Genomic DNA, 18,778 nt, shown 5'->3' on the forward strand with positions numbered 1-18,778 from the left:
TCGGACAGGCTCACCCCGCGGCTTTGCCGACCCGCCAGTAGCCGGTGAAGGTGATGTCCGCCTTGGGGATTCCGCGTTCCTGCGCCCAGTAGCGGCGCAGGCCGGAGGCCAGTTTCTGTTCGCCCGCGACGAAGGCGTAGACGCCCGTGGCGGGAATCTCCTGCCCGCGCACCGCTTCCGCGACCACCGAGCCGACTTCGGCATTCGAATCCGCGCGAATCACCCAGTGCACCTCGACGCCCTCGGGCGCGTCGAATTCCTGGGCATCTTCCGGATTCGGGATCTCCAGGTAGGCAGCGCCTTTCAGATCGCGGGGCGCGGAGCGCAGAATGCCCGCGATGCCGGGGACCGCGCTTTCATCGCCCACCAAAAGAGACCAATTGGTATTTTCTGGGGCCTGATAGGTGATGCCCTCATCCAGCAATCCGACTTTGTCGCCGGGCGTCGCGCCGCCCGCCCAGTTCGAGGCCGGGCTGTCATCGCCGTGCGAGAAGAAGTCGATATCGATCTCGGCGGTGCTGCCGAATTCGCCGAAGCCCGCGGCGCGGTAATCGCGCACGGTGTAATTGCGCACCAGCGGCCGATGTTCCTTGCCCATCATGAGGTACTGCGCATACCAGCCGAGCGTGCTGGCGGAGGTGGGGAGTTTCAGGCTGCCGTCGCGGCCCGGCAGGAACAGTCGGAACCACTGGTCGAATCCCATGGCGGTGAAGCCAGCCAGCCCGTCGCCGCCCAGGGTGACGCGCACGAAGTTCGGGCTGATCCGTTTGCTCGCGAGCACCTGTGCGGTGAGGATCTCCCGGTGCTCGGGCTTGACGTATTTGGGTCGCTTCGACATGAGCTTAGGTTAGCAAACCCTAAGTATAGATGACAGGTGTGAGCGGGCTGACGCAGCGCGGAATTCGACTGTCTGAGAGGCTGGGAGGGTGAATCCTTCGACAGCACAGGCGCACGTCATCGTGGACGAGCTCGCGCGCGGCGGAGTCCGAGACGTGGTCCTGTGCCCGGGATCGCGAAATGCCCCACTGGCCTTCGCATTACAGGCCGCCGACGCCGCCGGGCGGATCCGGCTGCACATGCGCATCGACGAGCGCAGCGCCGGATTCCTGGCCATCGGCCTCGCCTCGTCCAGCGGCCGCCCGGTTCCGGTCGTGATGACCTCCGGCACCGCCGTCGCCAACCTCGGCCCCGCGGTACTCGAAGCGAACTACGCGCGCCTGCCGCTGATCGTGCTCAGCGCCAACCGGCCCTACGAGATGCTCGGCACCGGCGCGAATCAGACCGTCGAACAATTCGGGCTGTTCGGCAGCCAGGTGCGCGCCGCCATCAGCCTCGGACTCGCCGAGGCCGAAGCCGGTGAACCGCTCTACCCCACGCAGAACAGCGTGTGGCGCTCCGCGGTGTGCCGGGTGCTCGCCGCCGCGCGCGGCACCCGCTCCGGCAATGCCGGACCCGTGCACTTCGATATCCCGCTGCGCGAACCGCTGGTACCCGATATGGCCGCCGGTGATCCACTGCCGCTCGGCCGGGACGGCGATAGGCCGTGGACCGCAACGCAGTACGCCACCCTGGATGTCCCGCTCGATATCGATCTGAGCCTGGACACCGTGGTCATCTCCGGTCACGGCGCGGGGCATCGGCCCGAACTCGCGGCGCTGCCGACCGTCGCCGAACCGACCGCGCCCATGCACGGACCCGCACTGCATCCGCTGGCGCTGGGACTGCTGAAGCCGAAACAGGCCATCATCACCGGGCGGCCGACGCTGCACCGGCAGGTGTCCAAGGTGCTCGCCGATCCCGAGGTGACGGTATTCGCGCTCACCACCGGCCCGCGCTGGCCCGATGTGTCGGGCAATGTGGTCGGCACCGGCACCCGGGCGGTCACCACCGGCGCACCGCGTCCGGAATGGCTGGAACAGTGCCGCGATCTCAATGAGCGGGCCGTCGCGGTGGTGCGCGCGGAACTCGCCGGACATCCGAAGCCGACCGGGTTGCATGTCGCGGCCGTCGTACTGGACGCACTGCACGAGGGTGATCAGCTGCTGCTCGGTGCGTCCAATCCGGTGCGCGACGCGGCACTGGTCTCGCACCCGCGCACCGGGATTCGCGTGCTGTCCAACCGCGGGGTCGCGGGCATCGACGGCACCGTCTCGGCCGCCGTCGGCGCGGCCCTGACCCATCCCGGCCGCACGGTGGCGCTGATGGGCGATCTCACCTTCCTGCACGACGCCTCCGGCCTGCTGGTCGGACCCGGCGAACCGCGGCCCGAGGACCTCACCATCGTGGTCGCCAATGACGACGGCGGCGGCATCTTCGAACTCCTGGAACAGGGCGATCCGCAGTACGCGGGCGTCTTCGAACGGGTCTTCGGCACCCCGCACGGTATGGACCTGGCCGCGCTCTGCGCCGCCTACCGCGTCCCGCACCGCCAGGTCGACCCGGCCGAATTGGCCGAGGCGCTCACCGGTCACGCGCACGGCATCCGGGTGCTCGAGGTCGCCACCGAACGCTCCAGCCTGCGTGAACTGCATGCCACCGTGCGCGCGGGCATCTCCGCCTGAGACGCTGAAAACCGTTGTGGCGGTGCGGGTCCGCACCGCCACAACGCGATTCATCGATCGTCGGCGCGGCCCCGCCGGAATGACGGGTCGCCGGGATGACGTCGATCAGGCGTCGGTAGCGCCCGCCCCCTCGTAGTCGTCGTCCAGCGGGACCGGGATGGACTGTTCCACCAGATCCGCCTCATCGGCGGTCCAGCCGAGATCATCCTCCGGGAGCGGTGTGACCTCGGCGTCCGGCTCGATCACCTCGGTCTGCTGCTCCAGATAATCGGCCTCGGGCACGGCATCGATTCGATCGGTCATCACAATGCTCCTCTCCGCCATATCGGCAAAGCCAGGTGAAGTCGGGCAGCTTCGAGCCTGCCCCGCATTCGGCGACACGGCAACCCGGACACGGCTCAATCGACGGGCGCGCCGAACCATTTCGGCAGGTGGGCGTGGAGATCTCGCTGATCTTCACCGATCCACGCCACATGTCCGTCCGGGCGCAGCAGAACGGCCGGGGCGTCGAGTTCCTCACTGATATCGACGATATGGTCGACGCGGTCGGCCCAGCCGTCGACGGTGAGGCGACCGGTTTGATCGAGCAGCAGGCCGCGGCCGGTGTGCATGAGGTCGTAGAGGCGGCCGCGTTTCAGCGGGATATCGCGCAGGCGGCGGCCGATCAGATCGTCTTCGACGCCGAAGTCGTAGCGGATATCGACGGCGATGATGCCCTCGAGCAGGCGGCGGTTCACCTCGTCGATGGTCATCAGCTTCGTCAGGAGATGGCGCAGCGCACGGGCATTCGGGTCCAGGGACATCAATTGCATTTGGGCGCGGGTGTTTTCGAGCACATCGGCGGCGACGGGCCGACGTTCGGCGGCGTAGGTGTCCAGCAGATTCGCGGGGCCCCAGCCGTTCACGACCGCGGCCAGTTTCCAGCCGATATTGAACGCGTCCTGCACCCCGAGATTGAGACCCTGCCCGCCCATGGGCGGATGGACGTGCGCGGCATCGCCCGCCAGCAGCACCCGGCCGGAGCGGTAGTCGTCGGCGAGGCGGGTGCCGTCACCGAAGCGGGAGAGCCAGCGCGGGGAGTGCACACCGAAATCGGTGCCCGCGGTGGCGCGCAGCTGCCGCCGGAATTCATCCAGCGTGGGCGAGACGGTGCGATCCTCGGCCACCCCGGCGGCTGGAGCCACCACCCGGTACGCGCCGTCGGCCAGCGGCATCGCACCGAACAGCCGCTGGGTCTTGCGCACCTCGGCCACAATCGCATTCAGTGTTTCCGGCGGTTCGGTCAGTTCGACCTCGCCGACCAGGGTGTCGACCCGGCTGGGCTCGCCGGGAAAACCGATGCCCAGCAGTTTTCGCACCGTACTGCGGCCGCCGTCGCAGCCGATGAGATAGCGCGAGCGCAGTCGGGTGCCGTCGGCGAGGTCGATATCGACGCCCTCGGCATCCTGGTCGAATCCGATCAGCTCACTGCCGCGCCGGATTTCGACGCCGAGTTCGGCGGCGCGTTCGGCGAGCAGGCGTTCGGTGACGGGCTGCATGATGCTCAGCACATAGTCGTGCGAAGTGTCGAGCAGACCCGGCTGCGGTGCGGGAATGCCCGCGAAGAAGCCGCCGAGCGGATACCGCGTGCCGAGCGCCAGGAATCGATCCAGCAGCCCGCGCTGGTCCATGATCTCGATGGTGCGCGCGTGGATTCCCATCGCGCGCACGATCGCAGTGGGCTCGGCCTCTCGCTCCAGTACGACCGTGCGCACCCCGTGCAGTCGTAGTTCATTCGCCACCATCAATCCGGTCGGTCCGCCCCCGGCCACGATCACGTCGATCATGTGCTGTCCCCTCGATCATTTGCGCTGGTACTGGCTTCGGCCGACGATTGTGCGGCATCGATGGGGTCTTGCCGCAAGCCCCGGGGTGCGCTATATGTTGAATGGGGCAAGAGAGTGACGTAACCTCCTTGCCTTTTCTCATGACCTCCGCTCATAGCCGCCACGCCGGACGTGTGACCAGGTCTTATGGCACGCGCCCGGGGACGCGGCTAACCTCGAAACCGGGACAATCGCGGCGCTCGCCGGACAACGCAGGTCAGGGGAGTGGCTGCGCTGTTTCCGAAATCCAGCGGGATTGGGTTTGAAAGGCACTGCAGGACAATAGGTTTGGAGCTCACGTGGTAAAGGCAACGCATCCGGCATCGACCGTCGCACCCCGCCCGCATACCGAGACTCCGCCCCCGAGTCCCAGTCCCTGGTACGAAGGCTCGCTCTGGTGGGACGCCAAGAGCGTCGTGGTGACCCGGGCCGTCGAGCCGGGCGTCATCGCCACCACCCCGCACCTGGTGGTACCCGCCGAATTCGGCCGCTTCGCCTTCCTGCTCTCCTCCTACGGCGAGGAGGCCATGCAATTGGCCCGCGACCCCCGGGTGGTCATCCAATCCGGTGATTGGCGCGGCCGCCCCGCCATCGGCTCCCGCCAGCACTACGGCACCGCACGCATAGTCGGCGATCCCGGCCTGTCCCACCGCATCCAGGACGGCATGCGCATCAAATACGGCGCGCGCACCAAACTGGCCCGCATGGCCCACCGTTTCGCCAACGGCTCGGTGCCCTACGGCGATGTGGTGGCCCTGGTGGAGTTGCACCCGCACCGCCCGCTCATGATCGCGCCCTGAGGCCGATCGCGCATCGAGCGGTGCGCTCGTTCATCGGGCGGCAGCGCTCATTCATCGGGCGGCAGCGCTCATTCATCGGGAAGTAGCGCATTGTCGGCCGGGTGCTCCACGAGTGCGAGTACCCGGCCCGCCATGAACCTGGCGGTTCGGACCGAGGTGCCGGTGCGGGTCACCTCGCTGACTTCGACGACGCCGCGCGCGATGCGCACCTCCACGCGGCGGCCCGCTCGGCTGGCTGTTATTTCGTAATTTCTGGTTCCGTCGCCCATATCGACGACGATCTCCACGCGATCACCCTTCATCTATCAATTCTCCTCGCTACCAGGGCTTTTCGCGAGGAAAGCGGCTCGAAATCGGCTAACGAACGGGTTGCGAATCGGTGCCTTCGGCGGTGAAAACTCCTGCCTCCGCGGCGATTACGGCCGCTGCCACGGCGGCGGTGGCGGCAGCTTCGTCGGGGGGTGCGGCGCTGGTGAGCAGGCGGTAGTAGAGGGGTGCGGACACTGCGGACAGGACTGCGCGCGGGTCGGTGCCGGGTGGGATTTCGCCCCGGGTGACGGCGTAGTCGACGCAGGGGGACCATTCGGTGAGGCGGGTGTCGTAGAAGGCGTGCAGGGCGGCGGCGGCCGTGTCGTCGGTGGTTCCGGCGGCGATGAGGGCGCGGAAGAGGCGGCCCTGGCGGGGGTCGGTGAGTGTCTTGGTCACCAGGCGGGCATTGGCCAGCAGATCGCCGCGTAGTGAACCCGTATTGCTATGCGGCAGTGAGGTTTCCGCCATATCCACGAGCAGATCGGCGACCAGTCCGGCGGGGGTGCGCCAGCGGCGGTAGACGGTGGTCTTGCCGACCTCGGCGCGGGCGGCGACCTCGCCCAGATCCAGGTGCGCGTAGCCGCGTTCGGCGAGCAGGTCACCGGCGGCGTGCAGGACCGCTTCGCGAACGCGGGCGGTGCGCCCGCCGGGGCGGATCGAACCGGGTGCGGTGGTGTCCGAGGTCATAACGGGGCTCCAGTTCCATTTGCGTCCAGGTGAGTGTACTGTCTGTTTTGTTAATGAAACTGTAGTGCCGTTAGAGGTTGGTCATGGAATACCGTCGGCTCGGTGCGTCAGGTCTGCTGGTTCCGGCGTTGAGCTTCGGCGCGGGCACCTTCGGTGGGCGCGGTGAACTGTTCAGCGCGTGGGGCGATACCGATGTGGCGCAGGCCCGCAGGCTGGTGGATATCAATCTGGAGGCGGGCGTCACCATGTTCGATACCGCCGACGTCTACTCCGACGGCGCGTCGGAAGAAGTGCTCGGCCAGGCCCTCTCGGGTCGTCGCGACCGGGTGCTGATCTCGGCCAAGGCGGGTCTGCCCACCGGTCCCGGACCGAATGACGCGGGCACCGGCCGGGCCAGGCTGATCGGCGCGGTGGAGGGATCGCTGCGGCGGCTCGGCACCGAATACATCGATCTGTTCCAGCTGCACGCCTTCGATGCGGGTACCCCGGTCGAGGAAACCCTTGCGGCACTGGATGATCTGGTCCGCGCGGGCAAGATCCGCTATGTCGGCGCATCCAATTTCGCGGGCTGGCAGCTGATGAAATCCCTTGCGGCCGCGGACAAGAACGGCTTCCCGCGCTATGTCGCGCACCAGGTCTACTACTCGCTCGCCGGACGCGATTACGAATGGGAGCTGATGCCGCTCGGTGTCGATCAAGGTGTCGGCGCGGTGGTGTGGAGCCCGCTCGGCTGGGGCCGTCTCACCGGCAAAATCCGTCGCGGGCAACCACTTCCGGCGGGCAGTCGATTGCATCAGACCGCCGCGGCCGGACCGCCGGTGGATGACGAGAAGCTCTACGACATCGTCGACGTGCTCGACGAACTCGCCGCTGAGACCGGCCACACCGTGCCGCAGCTCGCGCTGAACTGGCTGCTGTCCCGCCCCACCGTGGCGACCGTCATCGTCGGCGCGCGCAATGAGGAGCAACTGCGGCAGAACCTCGGCGCGGTCGGCTGGAGCCTGGACGCCGAGCAGATCGCTCGCCTGGACAAGGCGAGCGCGGTGACCCCGCCGTATCCCTACTACCCGTACTACCGGCTGCCGGATTTCGCGCGGCTCAACCCGCCCGCCGTCTGACACCCGCCGCCCGAATCACGGCGCGGAGTACAGCCCCGCCGCCAGCACCGGCCAGGACGTCTTCAGATCGTCCTGCCAGTAGCCCCACGAATGCGTGCCGGTGGGACGGTAATTGAAGGTGGCGGGAATGCCGAGTGAATCCAGCTTCTGCTGCAGCGTGACGGTGGACAGTTCGACATTCGCCTCGATGAAGCCGCCGAGCGCCACCGTCTGCGGCGTCTCCGACGGCTTCTCCATCCGGAACTTACCGCCCGGCACATCCCAGATTCCCGGAATTCCGGTGCCGGAGGAGATGAAAAGTTTGGTGCCGCGCAGCTTTTCGGCATTCAGCGTGGGATCGTTGGCCGCCCAGAGCGGATCGTTCTCCGGCCCCCACATATTCGTGACATCGCCGCCGCCGTACAACTCGGTGACGGCCTTCACGGCTTCGCGCGCGATCGGCGTGGTGGTTTGATACAGGCCGCTGTAGGACGCGGCGCTGCGGAACATGCCGGGATGCGCGATGGCCATGTTCAGAATGGGCAGTCCGGCCATGGAGATTCCGGCAATCGCGTTGACCCGGTTGGTATTCAGCGCGGCATCGATGAGCGGCGGCAGTTCCTCGGCGAGATAGGTGCTCCACCGGTTGACCCCGAGCGCGGGATCGGTCTTGACCCAGTCGGTGTACCAGGCGAAGGCGCCGCCGACGATCTGCACCACATTGATGTTCTTATCGGACAGGAATTCCAGTGCGTCCGTGCGCAATTGCCAGGTGGCGTCGTCGACGCCGCCACCCGCGCCATTGAGCAGGTACAGGGTGGGGCGCGGTGCGGAGGTGTCCTCGGGGCGCAGCACGTCCACCGGGAAGGTCTGGTTCATGGCGGCGGAGAACACCGTGAGCCGAATATTGCGGGCGTCCTTGATCTCGACGTTCTTGATATATGAACCGTCGGCCGATTTCGCCGTGCTGTTCACCGCCGCTGCGGCCGGGGTGTCGGCGGTGGCGGGATATCCGCCCAGTGCGATCGATACGGTCGCCGCCAGGGCCGCCATTGCGATACGCCCGGTGATTCGTGGGTTCAAGACCTGCCCCTCCATGAAAAACGCAACGTTTCACATCGTAGGGGCGGGACCCGGGGGAATCCACCGCCGCGCTGCCCCGAGAAATCCGGGCGCGATCAATACACGTCGCGCACGTACCGTTTCTCGGCGACGAGTTGCTTCTTGAACGCCAGCGCGCCGTCCTCGCTCAATTTCCCGTGAATGCGAGCGATTTTCAGCAGCGCGTCATCGACATCCTTGGCCATGCGCGCGGCATCACCGCAGACGTAGAAGTGCCCGCCGTCGCACAGCCACGACCACAATTCCGCACCGTGCTCGATCATGCGGTGCTGCACATAGATTCGCTCCCGCTGATCCCGTGAGAACGCCAGATCCAGCCGGGTCAGGAAACCCGAGCGGAACATATCCTCCAGTTCGGTGCGGTAGTAGAAGTGCTCGTGCGCGTGCTGATCGCCGAAGAACAGCCAATTGCGGCCCTTGCAGCCCAGCGCCCGGCGCTCGTGCAGGAAACCGCGGAACGGCGCGATACCGGTGCCTGGGCCGACCATGATCATCGGCGCGTTCGGATCCAGCGGCGGCCGGAAATGCGGTGCGCGCTGCAGGAAGATCGGCACCTCGGCATCCGCGCGATCGGCCAGGAAGGTCGAGCAGACCCCACCGCGGCGCGCCGAATCCGCGGTCACCGGAGCGCCGTAGCGCACCACGCCGACGGTCAACTGCACCTCGTGCGGGCTCACCAGCGGACTCGACGAAATCGAATACTGGCGCGGCTGCAGCCTTTTCAGCACGCCCAGCCACTCCACCAGATCGGCCCGCACCGGGAAATCACGCAGCACATCCACCGGCTGCCGATCCCACAGATACCCGTCCAGTTCATTGCGATTGTCCCGGCGCAGCAACTTCGCCAGTCGCACACTGGAATTGCGCTCCCCGATGAACGACAGCAGATCCGTGCTCACCTTGGTGATATCGAATCGGGTGCGCAGCGCCTCGGCGAGCGGGATCTCCCGATCATCGGCCTCGATGGTGCGGCGACCGTCCAAACCGGTGGCGTGCAGCCATTCCGCCACCAGCGCATCGGAATTGGACGGCCGAATCCCCAGCGAATCCCCGACCTCATAGCTCGCGTCCAGTCCGCGCAGATCGAAGCCGAACTGCCGCACCTCTTTCACGGATCCCCGGGAGAGCAGCTCATTGCGCGCCACCCGCGCCGCAACCGGTGCGGTGCGGGTGAACTGCGCGGTGGCGGTGGCCGTCACCGTGGAGCCGCCGCTCCGGCGCGGGCTCGCCGGTGCCGGTGCGGGCGCCGGCGCCGGTCCCGGGTCGGCCGGGGCGTCCACCAGCGCGGCGATCACCTCGGTGAGCCAGCGCTCGGAGAGCTCTTCGTGATCGGGCTCGCTGTCCACCCGGGGGAGCAGGCGGATCGCGCCGCGCTTGGCGAAGAGTTCGTCGAGTTTGCGGCCGTGACCGCAGAAATCGTCATAGGAGGAGTCGCCGAGGGCGAAGACGGCGTAGCGCATGCCGTTCAGCCGAGTTTCGCTGTCGCTCAATCGATCCCAGAAGTCCGAACCGTTGTCCGGCGGTCCGCCGTCGCCGAAGGTGCTGCTGATCACCAGTACGTCGCCGGTCAGATCGCCGAGTTGCGCGGCATCCATATCCAGCAGTCGAGGCGTGAAATCGGCATCGGCCAGTGTGGTCGCGACACCGGCCGCGAGTTCTTCCGAGGTGCCGGTCTGCGAGGCCCAGAGCACCGTCACGGTCCGGGTGTCGGCGGTGACCCCACCGGCCGCACCGTCCACGGCGCTGCCGTCATTCCCCGAGGGTGTCGAGAGGGTGTGCGGGCCACGGGAATACATGCCCGCGAGGAGCCCGTCGATCCACATCCGGCTGCCCGCCGAGATCGGTGCGGTCTCCGGCAGCACCGGTACACCGTTCACCGGAATCGATTGCAGCGCGGCGAGATAGCCGCCGAGATAGATCCGCTCGGTCTCGCTCAGCGTCGGTGCGGTGGCGCGCTCCAGGCCGAGCATCGCCGACAGCGGATGCACACCGGCATCGGGCGCGGTGACCGTCGCGGATGCGGTCACGGGTTCGGGCCGCGCCGGTGCGGCGACCACGGCGACCTTGCGCAACCGCACCGCGCACGCCTTGAATTCGGGTTGTAGCGAGGCCGGATCGACGGCGTCATTGGTGACGGCATTGATGGTCAGGTATTCACCCTGCTCGTCATTCCAGTGGAACGGCGCGAAGCAGTTGCCCGGCAGCACCCGATCGCTGATCCGCACCGGCAGTACGGCTCGCCCACGGCGGGAGGCGATTTCGAGCTGATCGCCCTCGCGGACCTCCAGTGCGGCGGCGTCCTGCGGATGCACCTCCAGGAACGGCTCACCATTCAGCTTCACCAGTTTGGCGACCTTGCCGGTCTTGGTCATGGTGTGCCACTGATGTTGCAGGCGACCGGTATTGAGCACGAACGGGTGATCCTCATCCGGCATCTCGGCGGGCAGCAGATGCGGGCGTGGATAGAAGACCGCGCGGCGACTCGGGGTGGCGAACGCCAGCCGGGGCCGATGCCCCTCGGCATCGGTGTACAGCTCCTGGCTGACACCGTCGTTCACATAGCGAATCGGATTGCGCCGCTGTGCCGGATCCGGGCACGGCCACTGCATCGGTCCGTCGCGCAGGGCGTCATAGGTGATACCGCGCAGATCGTATCCGGTGTTCGGATTCGTGAATTGCCTTATCTCCTCGAAGATTTCGGAGCTGTCGGCATAGTCGAATCCCGGAAATCCCATGGCCGTGGCGACCTGTGCGATCAACCGCCAATCCGGTCGCGCGTCACCGATCGGCGGTACCGACTGACGCAGCAGGGTGAGGTTGCGTTCCGAATTCACCATCACCGCATCGGACTCCGCCCACAGCGTGGCGGGCAGCAGCAGATCGGCGTAGGCGTTGGTGGCGGTATCGGTGTACACGTCCTGGGCGATCACCAGCTCCGCGGCTTCCAGTCCGGCGATCACATTGCGCCGATTGGCCATGGAGGCAACGGGATTGCTGCACACGATCCAGCACGCCTTGATATCGCCGTCGGCGAGACCGCGGAACATCTCGACGGTGCCCGGTCCGGCCGCATCGCGAATGGTTCCGGGTTCGAGCCCCCACGCGGTCTCCACGAAGGTCCGGTCCGCGGCGGACAGCAGGTTGCGCTGACCGGGCAATCCCGGTCCCATATAACCCATTTCGCGCCCGCCCATGGCATTGGGCTGCCCGGTCAGCGAGAACGGTCCGGAGCCGGTGCGGCAGATGGCTCCGGTGGCCAAATGCAGGTTGATGATGGCATTGCTGGTCCAGGTGCCGTGCGTGGACTGATTCACGCCCATGGTCCACAGCGACATCCATTCGCCCGCCGCGCCGATCCATTCGGCGGCGGTGCGGATATCGGCCTCGGGCACCCCGGTCAGTTGCGCGACCAGATCGGGGGAGTAGTCGGCCAGGAATTCCGGCATCGACTCCCAGCCCTCGGTGTGCTCGGCGATGAATTCGGCGTCCACGTCACCGTTTTCGACCAGCAGATGCAGCAGCCCGTTCAGCAGCGCCAGATCGGTGCCCGGCTTGATCTGCAGGAACAGATCCGCGCGCGCGGCGGTATCGGTGCGGCGCGGATCCACCACGATGAGTTTCGCGCCCGCCTTGAGCCGATCGGCCATGCGCAGGAACAGAATCGGATGACAGTCGGCCATATTCGCGCCGATGGCGAAGAACAGATCCGCGTGATCGAGATCGTCATACGATCCGGGCGGCCCGTCCGCGCCCAGGGACTGCTTGTAGCCGGTGGCCGCGCTCGCCATGCAGAGCCGGGAATTGGCCTCCATATGCACGGTCCGGATATGGCCCTTGGCCAATTTCGTCGCCAGATACTGGGCTTCGATGGACATCTGCCCGGAAACGTAGAGCGACACCGCATCCGGGCCGTGCGCGTCGAGGATCTCGCGCAGTCGCCGCCCCGCCTCCAGCACGGCCTCGTCCACCGGGACCGGCACCGGCGGCTGTCCGCGTTCGGGACGCCGGTAGGCCGATTCCATCCGCCCGTCCGCGCGCATCATCTCCGCGTGCGTGGCGCCCTTGGTGCACAGGCGGCCCGCGTTCACCGGATGCAGCCTGTCGCCGCTCACCTTGGCGATCACGGGTGCGCCCGCGGCATCGAGCGTGGTGTGCACGGTCATACCGCAGCCGACCCCGCAGTACGAGCACGCGGTCCGGACGCTCGTCGAGGGTGCGCTGGAATCCGGCATGGTTCCGATCTTCGTCATCCCCGATTGCGCCGGATTTACCGAAGGTTATCTCCAGGTGACTTTTCCCCTCACAACCGTTCACCGCCGCCGTGAGGTGCGAAAACAGTGTGAAAACGGCCACAGGGCCGGGCGGCTCAGCCGAGCTTGTAGCCGCGATGCAGGGCCACCGCGCCACCGGAGAGATTGCGCCACTTGACCTGCGACCAGCCCGCGTCCGCGATGCGCAGCGCCAGCTGCGACTGGGTCGGCCAGGCCCGAATGGAGTCGGCCAGGTAGATGTAGGCCTCCGGATTGCTGGACACCCGCTTGGCGACCGCGGGCAGCGCCTTCATCAGGTACTCCATGTAGACCGTCCGGAACAGCGCGAAGGTCGGTGTGGAGAACTCCGCCACCACCAGCCGCCCGCCCGGCTTGGTCACCCGCAGCATCTCGCGCAGCGCGAGATCCGGATCGGACACATTGCGCAGGCCGTACGAGATGGTCACCGCGTCGAAGGACTCATCCGCGAACGGCAGCGCCATGGCATCGCCCGCCACCATCGGCACCCTGCGGAACCGACCGGCGGACAGCATGCCCTGCGAGAAATCGGCTGCCACGCACCACGCCCCGGACTTGGCGAGTTCCAGGGTCGACACCCCGGTTCCGGCCGCCAGATCCAGCACTCGCTCACCGGGCCGCAGCGCCAAGGCTTTCCGGGTCGCCCACCGCCAATAGCGGTCCTGACCACCGGAAATCAGCGTATTGGTGAGGTCATAGCGCTTGGCAACACCGTCGAACATGGAAGCGACCTCATGCGGCTGCTTGTCCAACGAAGCCGTAACCAATTCCCGCCGCTCTGTTTTCGCCACACCCGCACATTAGCTCGCGTCGCGCGTACGCGACCAACGCCTGCGCGCCGCGCCGAACCAGCGCGCCGGAGGCGATCCGAGCAGCCACAGCGCGGGCAGCGCCACCAGCCACGTCACCACGATCACCGAGGCCGCCGGGATGATCGCGACACGGGCGTCGCGGCCCGCGACACGCACCAGGTCCGGATCGCCGCGCCGGTACTCGACATTGATGCGCTCACCCGCGGTCAGCTTGGTCGGGTACAGCACGCCGACCTTCGGATTGTGGGTCTCGCCGTCGGGGGTCACGAAGGTGACCGCGGAACGCAGTCGCCCGGCCGACAGCACCTCACCGCTGGTGGTGCCCATATCCGAGCTGATCAGATGGTCATCGCGCCAGGCCGCGAGCACCAGCAGCACCGAGAGCACGCTGATCGCGCAGGCCGCGACGGCGATCACCATCCGGGTGCGCCGGAAGCGACTCGCCGATGGCTGCGCCTGTACGCCGCTCGCCTCCGGAGCGGTGACAGACTGGCTGGTTTCCGACACTTCACCAGGCTATTCCATGACTGGACTACGGTAGCCGCCATGTCCCGTAAATTCAGCTTCACCGTGCAGTACAGCGTTCCGGTAGAAGAGCTTCACCGGGCACTGACCAACGACGAGATGTGGAACGCCCGCTTCGCGGACGCCACCACGGCAACACTGGACCTGTCCCACCCGGACGGCCCGGGCACGATTCGCATCCATATGACCGAAAAAGCACCCGAAGACAAGATTCCCGGCCTCGTGAAGAAGGTTCTCAAGAGCGACCTCGTGCTCGAGCGCACCGACACCTGGGGCGCACTGGAGGGCGATATCGCCAAGGGCACCTTCGCGGGCGCCTCCGGCGGCATCACCACCGAGATGGAGGGCACCTTCGAATTGCGGCCCACCGCCGAGGGTTCCGAGCTCGAGGCCGCCGGCGTCGTGACCGTCAAGGTCCCGCTGGTAGGCGGCGCCATCGAGCCGCTGGTGGAAAACCTGCTGGAGAAGGTGATGAACAGCGAGCGCAAGTCCGTCGAGGCATGGTTCGCCGCGCAGAACGCCTGATCGGCTCGTAACTGTTCCAACCGAGAACCGTTGATACCGGCGGCTTCTCACGTTCGAGGGGTACCCCGTGGCTGCGCCCACCCGCAGCCACGGGATTCCATGACGGCCCGCGGACTCCGCTACCGCGCTCGTGGGAGCGCTACTGCGCCCGGGTGGGATCGAATTCGCGATTCTCCACCAGCACCAGCCAGTTCCCGGAATTGTCGCGAATGATCGCCTCCACCCCGTACGGCCGCTCGGCCGGGGGCTGTACGAATTCCACGCCCTTGGCGGTGAGCTCCTCGAAAGTCTTGTGGCAGTCGTCGGTACGCAACCCCAGCGCACCGTGCGTGCCATTGGCCAGCGACCGCCGGATCGCCTCGGCCAGCTGCTCGTCCAGCGGCGGTCCGGGGACCATCAGGGTCACCTCCAGCTCCAGATGATCCGGATGCGCCACGGTCACCCAGCGGAAGCCGTTCTCGCCCATGGTCACATCGCTGACCTCGACGAATCCGAGCTTATCGAGATACCAGGCCTTGGCCTCGGACTGATCGGTCACGTAGACGGTGGTGAGGGAAACGTTCGTAATGGTCGTCATGCGATAAGGCTATGGACTCGCCCGCCCGGCACGCTTCTCCGAAATTGCGGTGAGTGTGACGTAACCCGCGGGAAATGAGTCGGCAAAGCCAGCTCTACATGAGCCGACGAGTCTCGATCACGGAAACCGCTCACCCACGAGCCTGATCGAGGAGTTATCGGTGGTCGAAGTACAAACCCGCGCGGCGAATTCCGTCGCGGCGACCAAGGAGACGCTGGAGGACTACACCCTCCGGTTCGCCCCGCGCAGTTACCGCACCTGGAGTCCGGCGGTGGTGGGCGTCTCGGCGCTCGGCGGCATCGCGTACCTCGCCGACTTCTCCATCGGCGCGAATATCGGCATCGCCAACGGCACCGGCAACGCGCTGCTCGGCATCGGCATTTTCGCGATCGTCATCATGCTGACCGGTTTCCCGCTCGCCTACTACGCCGCGCGCTACAACATCGACCTGGATCTGATCACCCGCGGCAGCGGATTCGGATACAAGGGGTCGATCGTCACCAATGTGGTGTTCGCGTCGTTCACCTTCATCTTCTTCGCGCTCGAGGGCTCGATCATGGCGCAGGGCCTGAAACTCGGCCTGCACGTGCCACTTCCGCTCGGCTATCTCGCCTCGACGCTGCTGATCTTCCCACTGGTCATCTACGGCATGAAGACGCTCACCAAACTCCAGGTGTGGACCACCCCGCTGTGGCTGCTGCTGATGGTGCTGCCGTTCGTGTTCCTGCTGGTGCGGCATCCGGATTCGGTCGGCACCTTTCTCGCTTACGGGGGCAAGGACGGACAGGGCGTGAGCCTGACCGGAGCGCTGCTCGCCGCCGGTGTCTGCCTCTCGCTCATCGCGCAGATCGCCGAGCAGATCGACTACCTGCGCTTCATGCCGCCCAAAACCCCTGAGAACAAGCGCAGTTGGTGGGGCTGGATGCTGCTCGCCGGACCCGGCTGGGTGCTGTTCGGCGCCATCAAGCAGGTCGTCGGCCTGTTCCTCGCGGTCTACCTGATCGCGAATCTGCCCGGCGCACAGGACATCGCGAATCAGCCCGTGCACCAGTTCCTGGAGATCTACCGGGACATGATGCCCGCCTGGCTCGCCATGACCCTCGCGGTGGTGCTGGTCGTCATCAGCCAGATCAAAATCAATGTCACCAACGCCTATTCGGGTTCGCTGGCCTGGACCAACTCCTTCACCCGCATCACCAAGAACTACCCCGGCCGACTGGTCTTCCTCGGGCTCAATCTGCTCATCGCGCTGATCCTGATGGAAGCCAATATGTTCGACTTCCTGAACAATATCCTCGGCTTCTACGCCAACTGCGGCATCGCCTGGATCGTCACCGTCGCAACCGATATCGCGGTCAACAAGTACCTGTTGAAGATCTCGCCCAAGCAGCCGGAATTCCGGCGCGGCATGCTCTACGACTACAACCCGGTCGGCCTGGTCGGCTTCGGGCTGTCCGCGGTGCTGTCGATCATGACGTTCTTCGGGATCTTCGGTGAGACGCTGAAGCCTTACTCGCCGATCATCGCGGTCATCGTGTCCTTCGTCGCGACACCGCTGACGGCGATCCTCACCAAAGGCAAGTACTACCTGCGCCGCACCGACGACGGCATCGACGCGCCCATGTTCGATGAGCACGGCAATCCGTCGGGGGAGACCCTCACCTGCCACATCACCGGTATCGACTTCGAACGACCGGACATGATCGCCTCCCCGGTGCCCGGACCCGAAGGGGAGATCCAGTACATCAGCTCACTGGCGCTCTCGACCGACAAGACCGGCATCCACGTGCTGCCACCGCAGTGAAAACCGCTGCTACAGCAGCGGTTTGCGATCCGAGAGCCCGTGCATGAAGACGTAACAGCCGGGAATATGGGGAGCGCCCTCGGCGGCGAACTTGGCCTGATACTCCGAGGGCGACATCCCCACCAGTTCGGTGAACTTGCTGCTGAACGAACCCAGACTGCTGTAGCCGACCATCATGCACGCCTCGGTCACCGTGATATTGGTGGCGCGCAACAGATCCTGCGCCCGCTCGATCCGGCGCTCGGCCAGATACAGGGCGGGCGTCTTCCCGTAGGTGGCGGCGAAACAGCGCAGGAAGTGATACTTCGACACCCCGGCCGCCGCCGCCAGACTTGCCAGATCCAAAGGCTCCGCGTAATTCCGGTCGGCCAGATCCCGTGCCCGCCGCAGATGCGGGAGCAGATCCTCGGGAACCGGCCGGGGAGTCATGCGAAGGGCTGGAGCTTGTCGAATCGCATCGAGGCCCGGCCCGCACCGCGCCACAATCGCGCGGTCAGATCCAGATCCTCATCGGTGACCAGATTGCCCATCACCCGGACCGCGGTGCGCTGCAACAGCTGTGAGCGCATCACCGGCGGACCGCCGAACGGCACCGCGCGCGGATGCGTGGCCAGCGCCGCCAGCCGCCGCGCCACCGAATAGGTGCGGCCGTAGCGCTCGCGCAGCATATCCGGCCAGATCCGGGTCAGATCCGGCTCGTCCAGCAGGCCCGAAAGCATATGGCCGCCTTCGAGTCCGTAATCGATGCCCTCGCCGTTGAGCGGATTCACACAGCCCGCGGCATCGCCGACCAGCACCCAATTGCGGCCCGCCACATTGGATACCGCACCGCCCATGGGCAGCAGCGCCGAAGCGACCGCGCGCGCTTCACCTTCGAAGCCCCACTCCTCGCGGCGCAGCGAGACGTAGTGCTGCAAAAGCGGTTTCAGCGCGATATGCGAGGGTCGCTTTTCCGTCGCCAGCGAACCGACGCCGATATTGACCTCGCCGTTGCCGAGTGGGAACACCCACCCGTAGCCCGGCACCAATTCATTGTTCGCGTCCCGCAATTCGAGATGCGAGGAAATCCACGGATCATCGTGCCGCTCGGACTTGATATACGCCCGCGCCGCCGTCCCGTACGCGTATTCGCGATGCCAGGTGCGCCCCAGCAGTTTTCCGACCGGCGACCGCACCCCGTCCGCCACGATGAGCACCTTGCAGGACACCGCCCGCAGCCCGCCCTCGGTCTTCACGGTGACCCCGGTGACCCGATCCCCGTCCCGCGCCACCTCCACGACCTTCGCGCCCTCGACCATGCGCGCGCCGAACTTCACCGCGGTATCGCGCAATTTGTCATCGAGTTCGGTTCGCGGAACGGCGCTTCCGTACACCGGGAACGATCCGGCGGGCCACGGCAGCAACGCCTCACGCCCGAACCCGGCCATCCGCAGCCCGTGATTGACCGTATGCCCGCGCACCCACTCCCCGAGCCCGAGATGCTCCAACTCGGCCGTCGCACGCGGCGTCAACCCATCCCCGCACGTCTTGTCCCGCGGGAACACCGCCGAATCCAGCAGCAGCACATCACGCCCCGCCTGCGCCGCCCACGCCGCCGCCGCCGACCCCGCCGGACCCGCCCCAACCACCAGCACATCGGCATGCGCGGGCAGAACATCCGAGGTGTGCCCCTGCTCCGGCGCGATTTCCGCTGAACCCATGGCGTCAATACTTGCAGCCCATCGTGATCGGTGTCGATGCGGCTGCGCCTTGTGCACGTGCATATCGACACCCGCGACGGCGACCGACGCCATACTGCAGTGTTC

Annotated in this window: 17 protein-coding genes; 5 read left to right on the forward strand and 12 right to left on the reverse strand. The window is 66.5% G+C overall.

Features of this window, described 5'->3' with window-relative positions; all coding sequences use genetic code 11:
- Nucleotides 1-10: 10 nt before the first annotated feature.
- On the reverse strand, nucleotides 11-838 hold the full coding sequence (locus tag ACFC0O_RS31560; protein WP_375964353.1) for a siderophore-interacting protein: 828 nt from the start codon (nucleotides 836-838) through the stop codon (nucleotides 11-13).
- A gap of 88 nt (nucleotides 839-926) precedes the next feature.
- Here ACFC0O_RS31560 and menD point away from each other — a divergent pair, with 88 nt between their 5' ends.
- Nucleotides 927-2,561, forward strand: a complete 1,635-nt coding sequence (gene menD / locus ACFC0O_RS31565) for a 2-succinyl-5-enolpyruvyl-6-hydroxy-3-cyclohexene-1-carboxylic-acid synthase (protein ID WP_375964356.1) — start codon at nucleotides 927-929, stop codon at nucleotides 2,559-2,561.
- A 105-nt stretch (nucleotides 2,562-2,666) separates the two neighbouring features.
- Here the strand turns inward: menD and ACFC0O_RS31570 are convergent, their stop codons facing one another.
- Complete coding sequence (locus tag ACFC0O_RS31570; RefSeq protein ID WP_375964358.1) at nucleotides 2,667-2,864, reverse strand: hypothetical protein; 198 nt, start codon at nucleotides 2,862-2,864, stop codon at nucleotides 2,667-2,669.
- 95 nt (nucleotides 2,865-2,959) lie between these two features.
- On the reverse strand, nucleotides 2,960-4,387 hold the full coding sequence (rox, locus tag ACFC0O_RS31575) for a rifampin monooxygenase (protein ID WP_375964361.1): 1,428 nt from the start codon (nucleotides 4,385-4,387) through the stop codon (nucleotides 2,960-2,962).
- Nucleotides 4,388-4,725: 338 nt separating this feature from the next.
- On the opposite strand from rox, the gene ACFC0O_RS31580 reads away from it, so the two are divergent.
- Nucleotides 4,726-5,226, forward strand: coding sequence for a hypothetical protein (locus tag ACFC0O_RS31580; protein WP_375964363.1), 501 nt, complete (start codon nucleotides 4,726-4,728; stop codon nucleotides 5,224-5,226).
- Between the two features lie 68 nt (nucleotides 5,227-5,294).
- On the opposite strand, the gene ACFC0O_RS31585 is transcribed toward ACFC0O_RS31580, so the two are convergent.
- Nucleotides 5,295-5,528, reverse strand: coding sequence for a hypothetical protein (locus ACFC0O_RS31585; protein WP_375964366.1), 234 nt, complete (start codon nucleotides 5,526-5,528; stop codon nucleotides 5,295-5,297).
- Nucleotides 5,529-5,583: 55 nt separating this feature from the next.
- Nucleotides 5,584-6,222 carry a TetR/AcrR family transcriptional regulator gene (locus tag ACFC0O_RS31590; RefSeq protein ID WP_375964368.1) on the reverse strand — a complete coding sequence of 213 codons (639 nt, stop codon included), beginning with the start codon at nucleotides 6,220-6,222 and terminating at the stop codon, nucleotides 5,584-5,586.
- Between the two features lie 83 nt (nucleotides 6,223-6,305).
- Between ACFC0O_RS31590 and ACFC0O_RS31595 the strand changes: the two genes are divergently transcribed.
- Nucleotides 6,306-7,340, forward strand: a complete 1,035-nt coding sequence (locus tag ACFC0O_RS31595) for an aldo/keto reductase (RefSeq protein ID WP_375964370.1) — start codon at nucleotides 6,306-6,308, stop codon at nucleotides 7,338-7,340.
- Between the two features lie 15 nt (nucleotides 7,341-7,355).
- On the opposite strand, the gene ACFC0O_RS31600 is transcribed toward ACFC0O_RS31595, so the two are convergent.
- The 4 genes from ACFC0O_RS31600 to ACFC0O_RS31615 form a co-directional block, all read right to left on the reverse strand.
- Nucleotides 7,356-8,402: an alpha/beta hydrolase gene (locus ACFC0O_RS31600; protein WP_375964373.1), complete on the reverse strand. Its 1,047-nt coding sequence runs from the start codon at nucleotides 8,400-8,402 to the stop codon at nucleotides 7,356-7,358.
- A 95-nt stretch (nucleotides 8,403-8,497) separates the two neighbouring features.
- On the reverse strand, nucleotides 8,498-12,691 hold the full coding sequence (locus ACFC0O_RS31605) for a molybdopterin-dependent oxidoreductase (RefSeq protein ID WP_375964375.1): 4,194 nt from the start codon (nucleotides 12,689-12,691) through the stop codon (nucleotides 8,498-8,500).
- Nucleotides 12,692-12,807: 116 nt separating this feature from the next.
- Nucleotides 12,808-13,521 (reverse strand): demethylmenaquinone methyltransferase, encoded by a 714-nt coding sequence (locus ACFC0O_RS31610; RefSeq protein WP_375964377.1) that lies wholly within the window; start codon nucleotides 13,519-13,521, stop codon nucleotides 12,808-12,810.
- A gap of 9 nt (nucleotides 13,522-13,530) precedes the next feature.
- Entirely contained in the window at nucleotides 13,531-13,962 is a 432-nt protein-coding gene (locus tag ACFC0O_RS31615; RefSeq protein ID WP_364643001.1) for a DUF3592 domain-containing protein, read from the reverse strand.
- A gap of 126 nt (nucleotides 13,963-14,088) precedes the next feature.
- Here ACFC0O_RS31615 and ACFC0O_RS31620 point away from each other — a divergent pair, with 126 nt between their 5' ends.
- Nucleotides 14,089-14,592, forward strand: a complete 504-nt coding sequence (locus tag ACFC0O_RS31620) for a DUF2505 domain-containing protein (protein WP_364642837.1) — start codon at nucleotides 14,089-14,091, stop codon at nucleotides 14,590-14,592.
- Between the two features lie 139 nt (nucleotides 14,593-14,731).
- On the opposite strand, the gene ACFC0O_RS31625 is transcribed toward ACFC0O_RS31620, so the two are convergent.
- Nucleotides 14,732-15,169 carry a VOC family protein gene (locus ACFC0O_RS31625; RefSeq protein WP_375964380.1) on the reverse strand — a complete coding sequence of 146 codons (438 nt, stop codon included), beginning with the start codon at nucleotides 15,167-15,169 and terminating at the stop codon, nucleotides 14,732-14,734.
- Between the two features lie 160 nt (nucleotides 15,170-15,329).
- On the opposite strand from ACFC0O_RS31625, the gene ACFC0O_RS31630 reads away from it, so the two are divergent.
- Nucleotides 15,330-16,973 (forward strand): purine-cytosine permease family protein, encoded by a 1,644-nt coding sequence (locus ACFC0O_RS31630; RefSeq protein WP_375964382.1) that lies wholly within the window; start codon nucleotides 15,330-15,332, stop codon nucleotides 16,971-16,973.
- Between the two features lie 9 nt (nucleotides 16,974-16,982).
- Here the strand turns inward: ACFC0O_RS31630 and ACFC0O_RS31635 are convergent, their stop codons facing one another.
- On the reverse strand, nucleotides 16,983-17,402 hold the full coding sequence (locus ACFC0O_RS31635; protein ID WP_375964384.1) for a helix-turn-helix transcriptional regulator: 420 nt from the start codon (nucleotides 17,400-17,402) through the stop codon (nucleotides 16,983-16,985).
- Nucleotides 17,399-18,673, reverse strand: coding sequence for a geranylgeranyl reductase family protein (locus ACFC0O_RS31640; RefSeq protein ID WP_375964386.1), 1,275 nt, complete (start codon nucleotides 18,671-18,673; stop codon nucleotides 17,399-17,401). Before ACFC0O_RS31640 ends, ACFC0O_RS31635 begins: the two co-directional genes overlap by 4 nt.
- Nucleotides 18,674-18,778 lie beyond the last annotated feature (105 nt).

Origin of the sequence: Nocardia sp. NPDC056100 (genome assembly GCF_042266325.1) — a bacterium.
Classification (GTDB): Bacteria; Actinomycetota; Actinomycetes; order Mycobacteriales; family Mycobacteriaceae; genus Nocardia.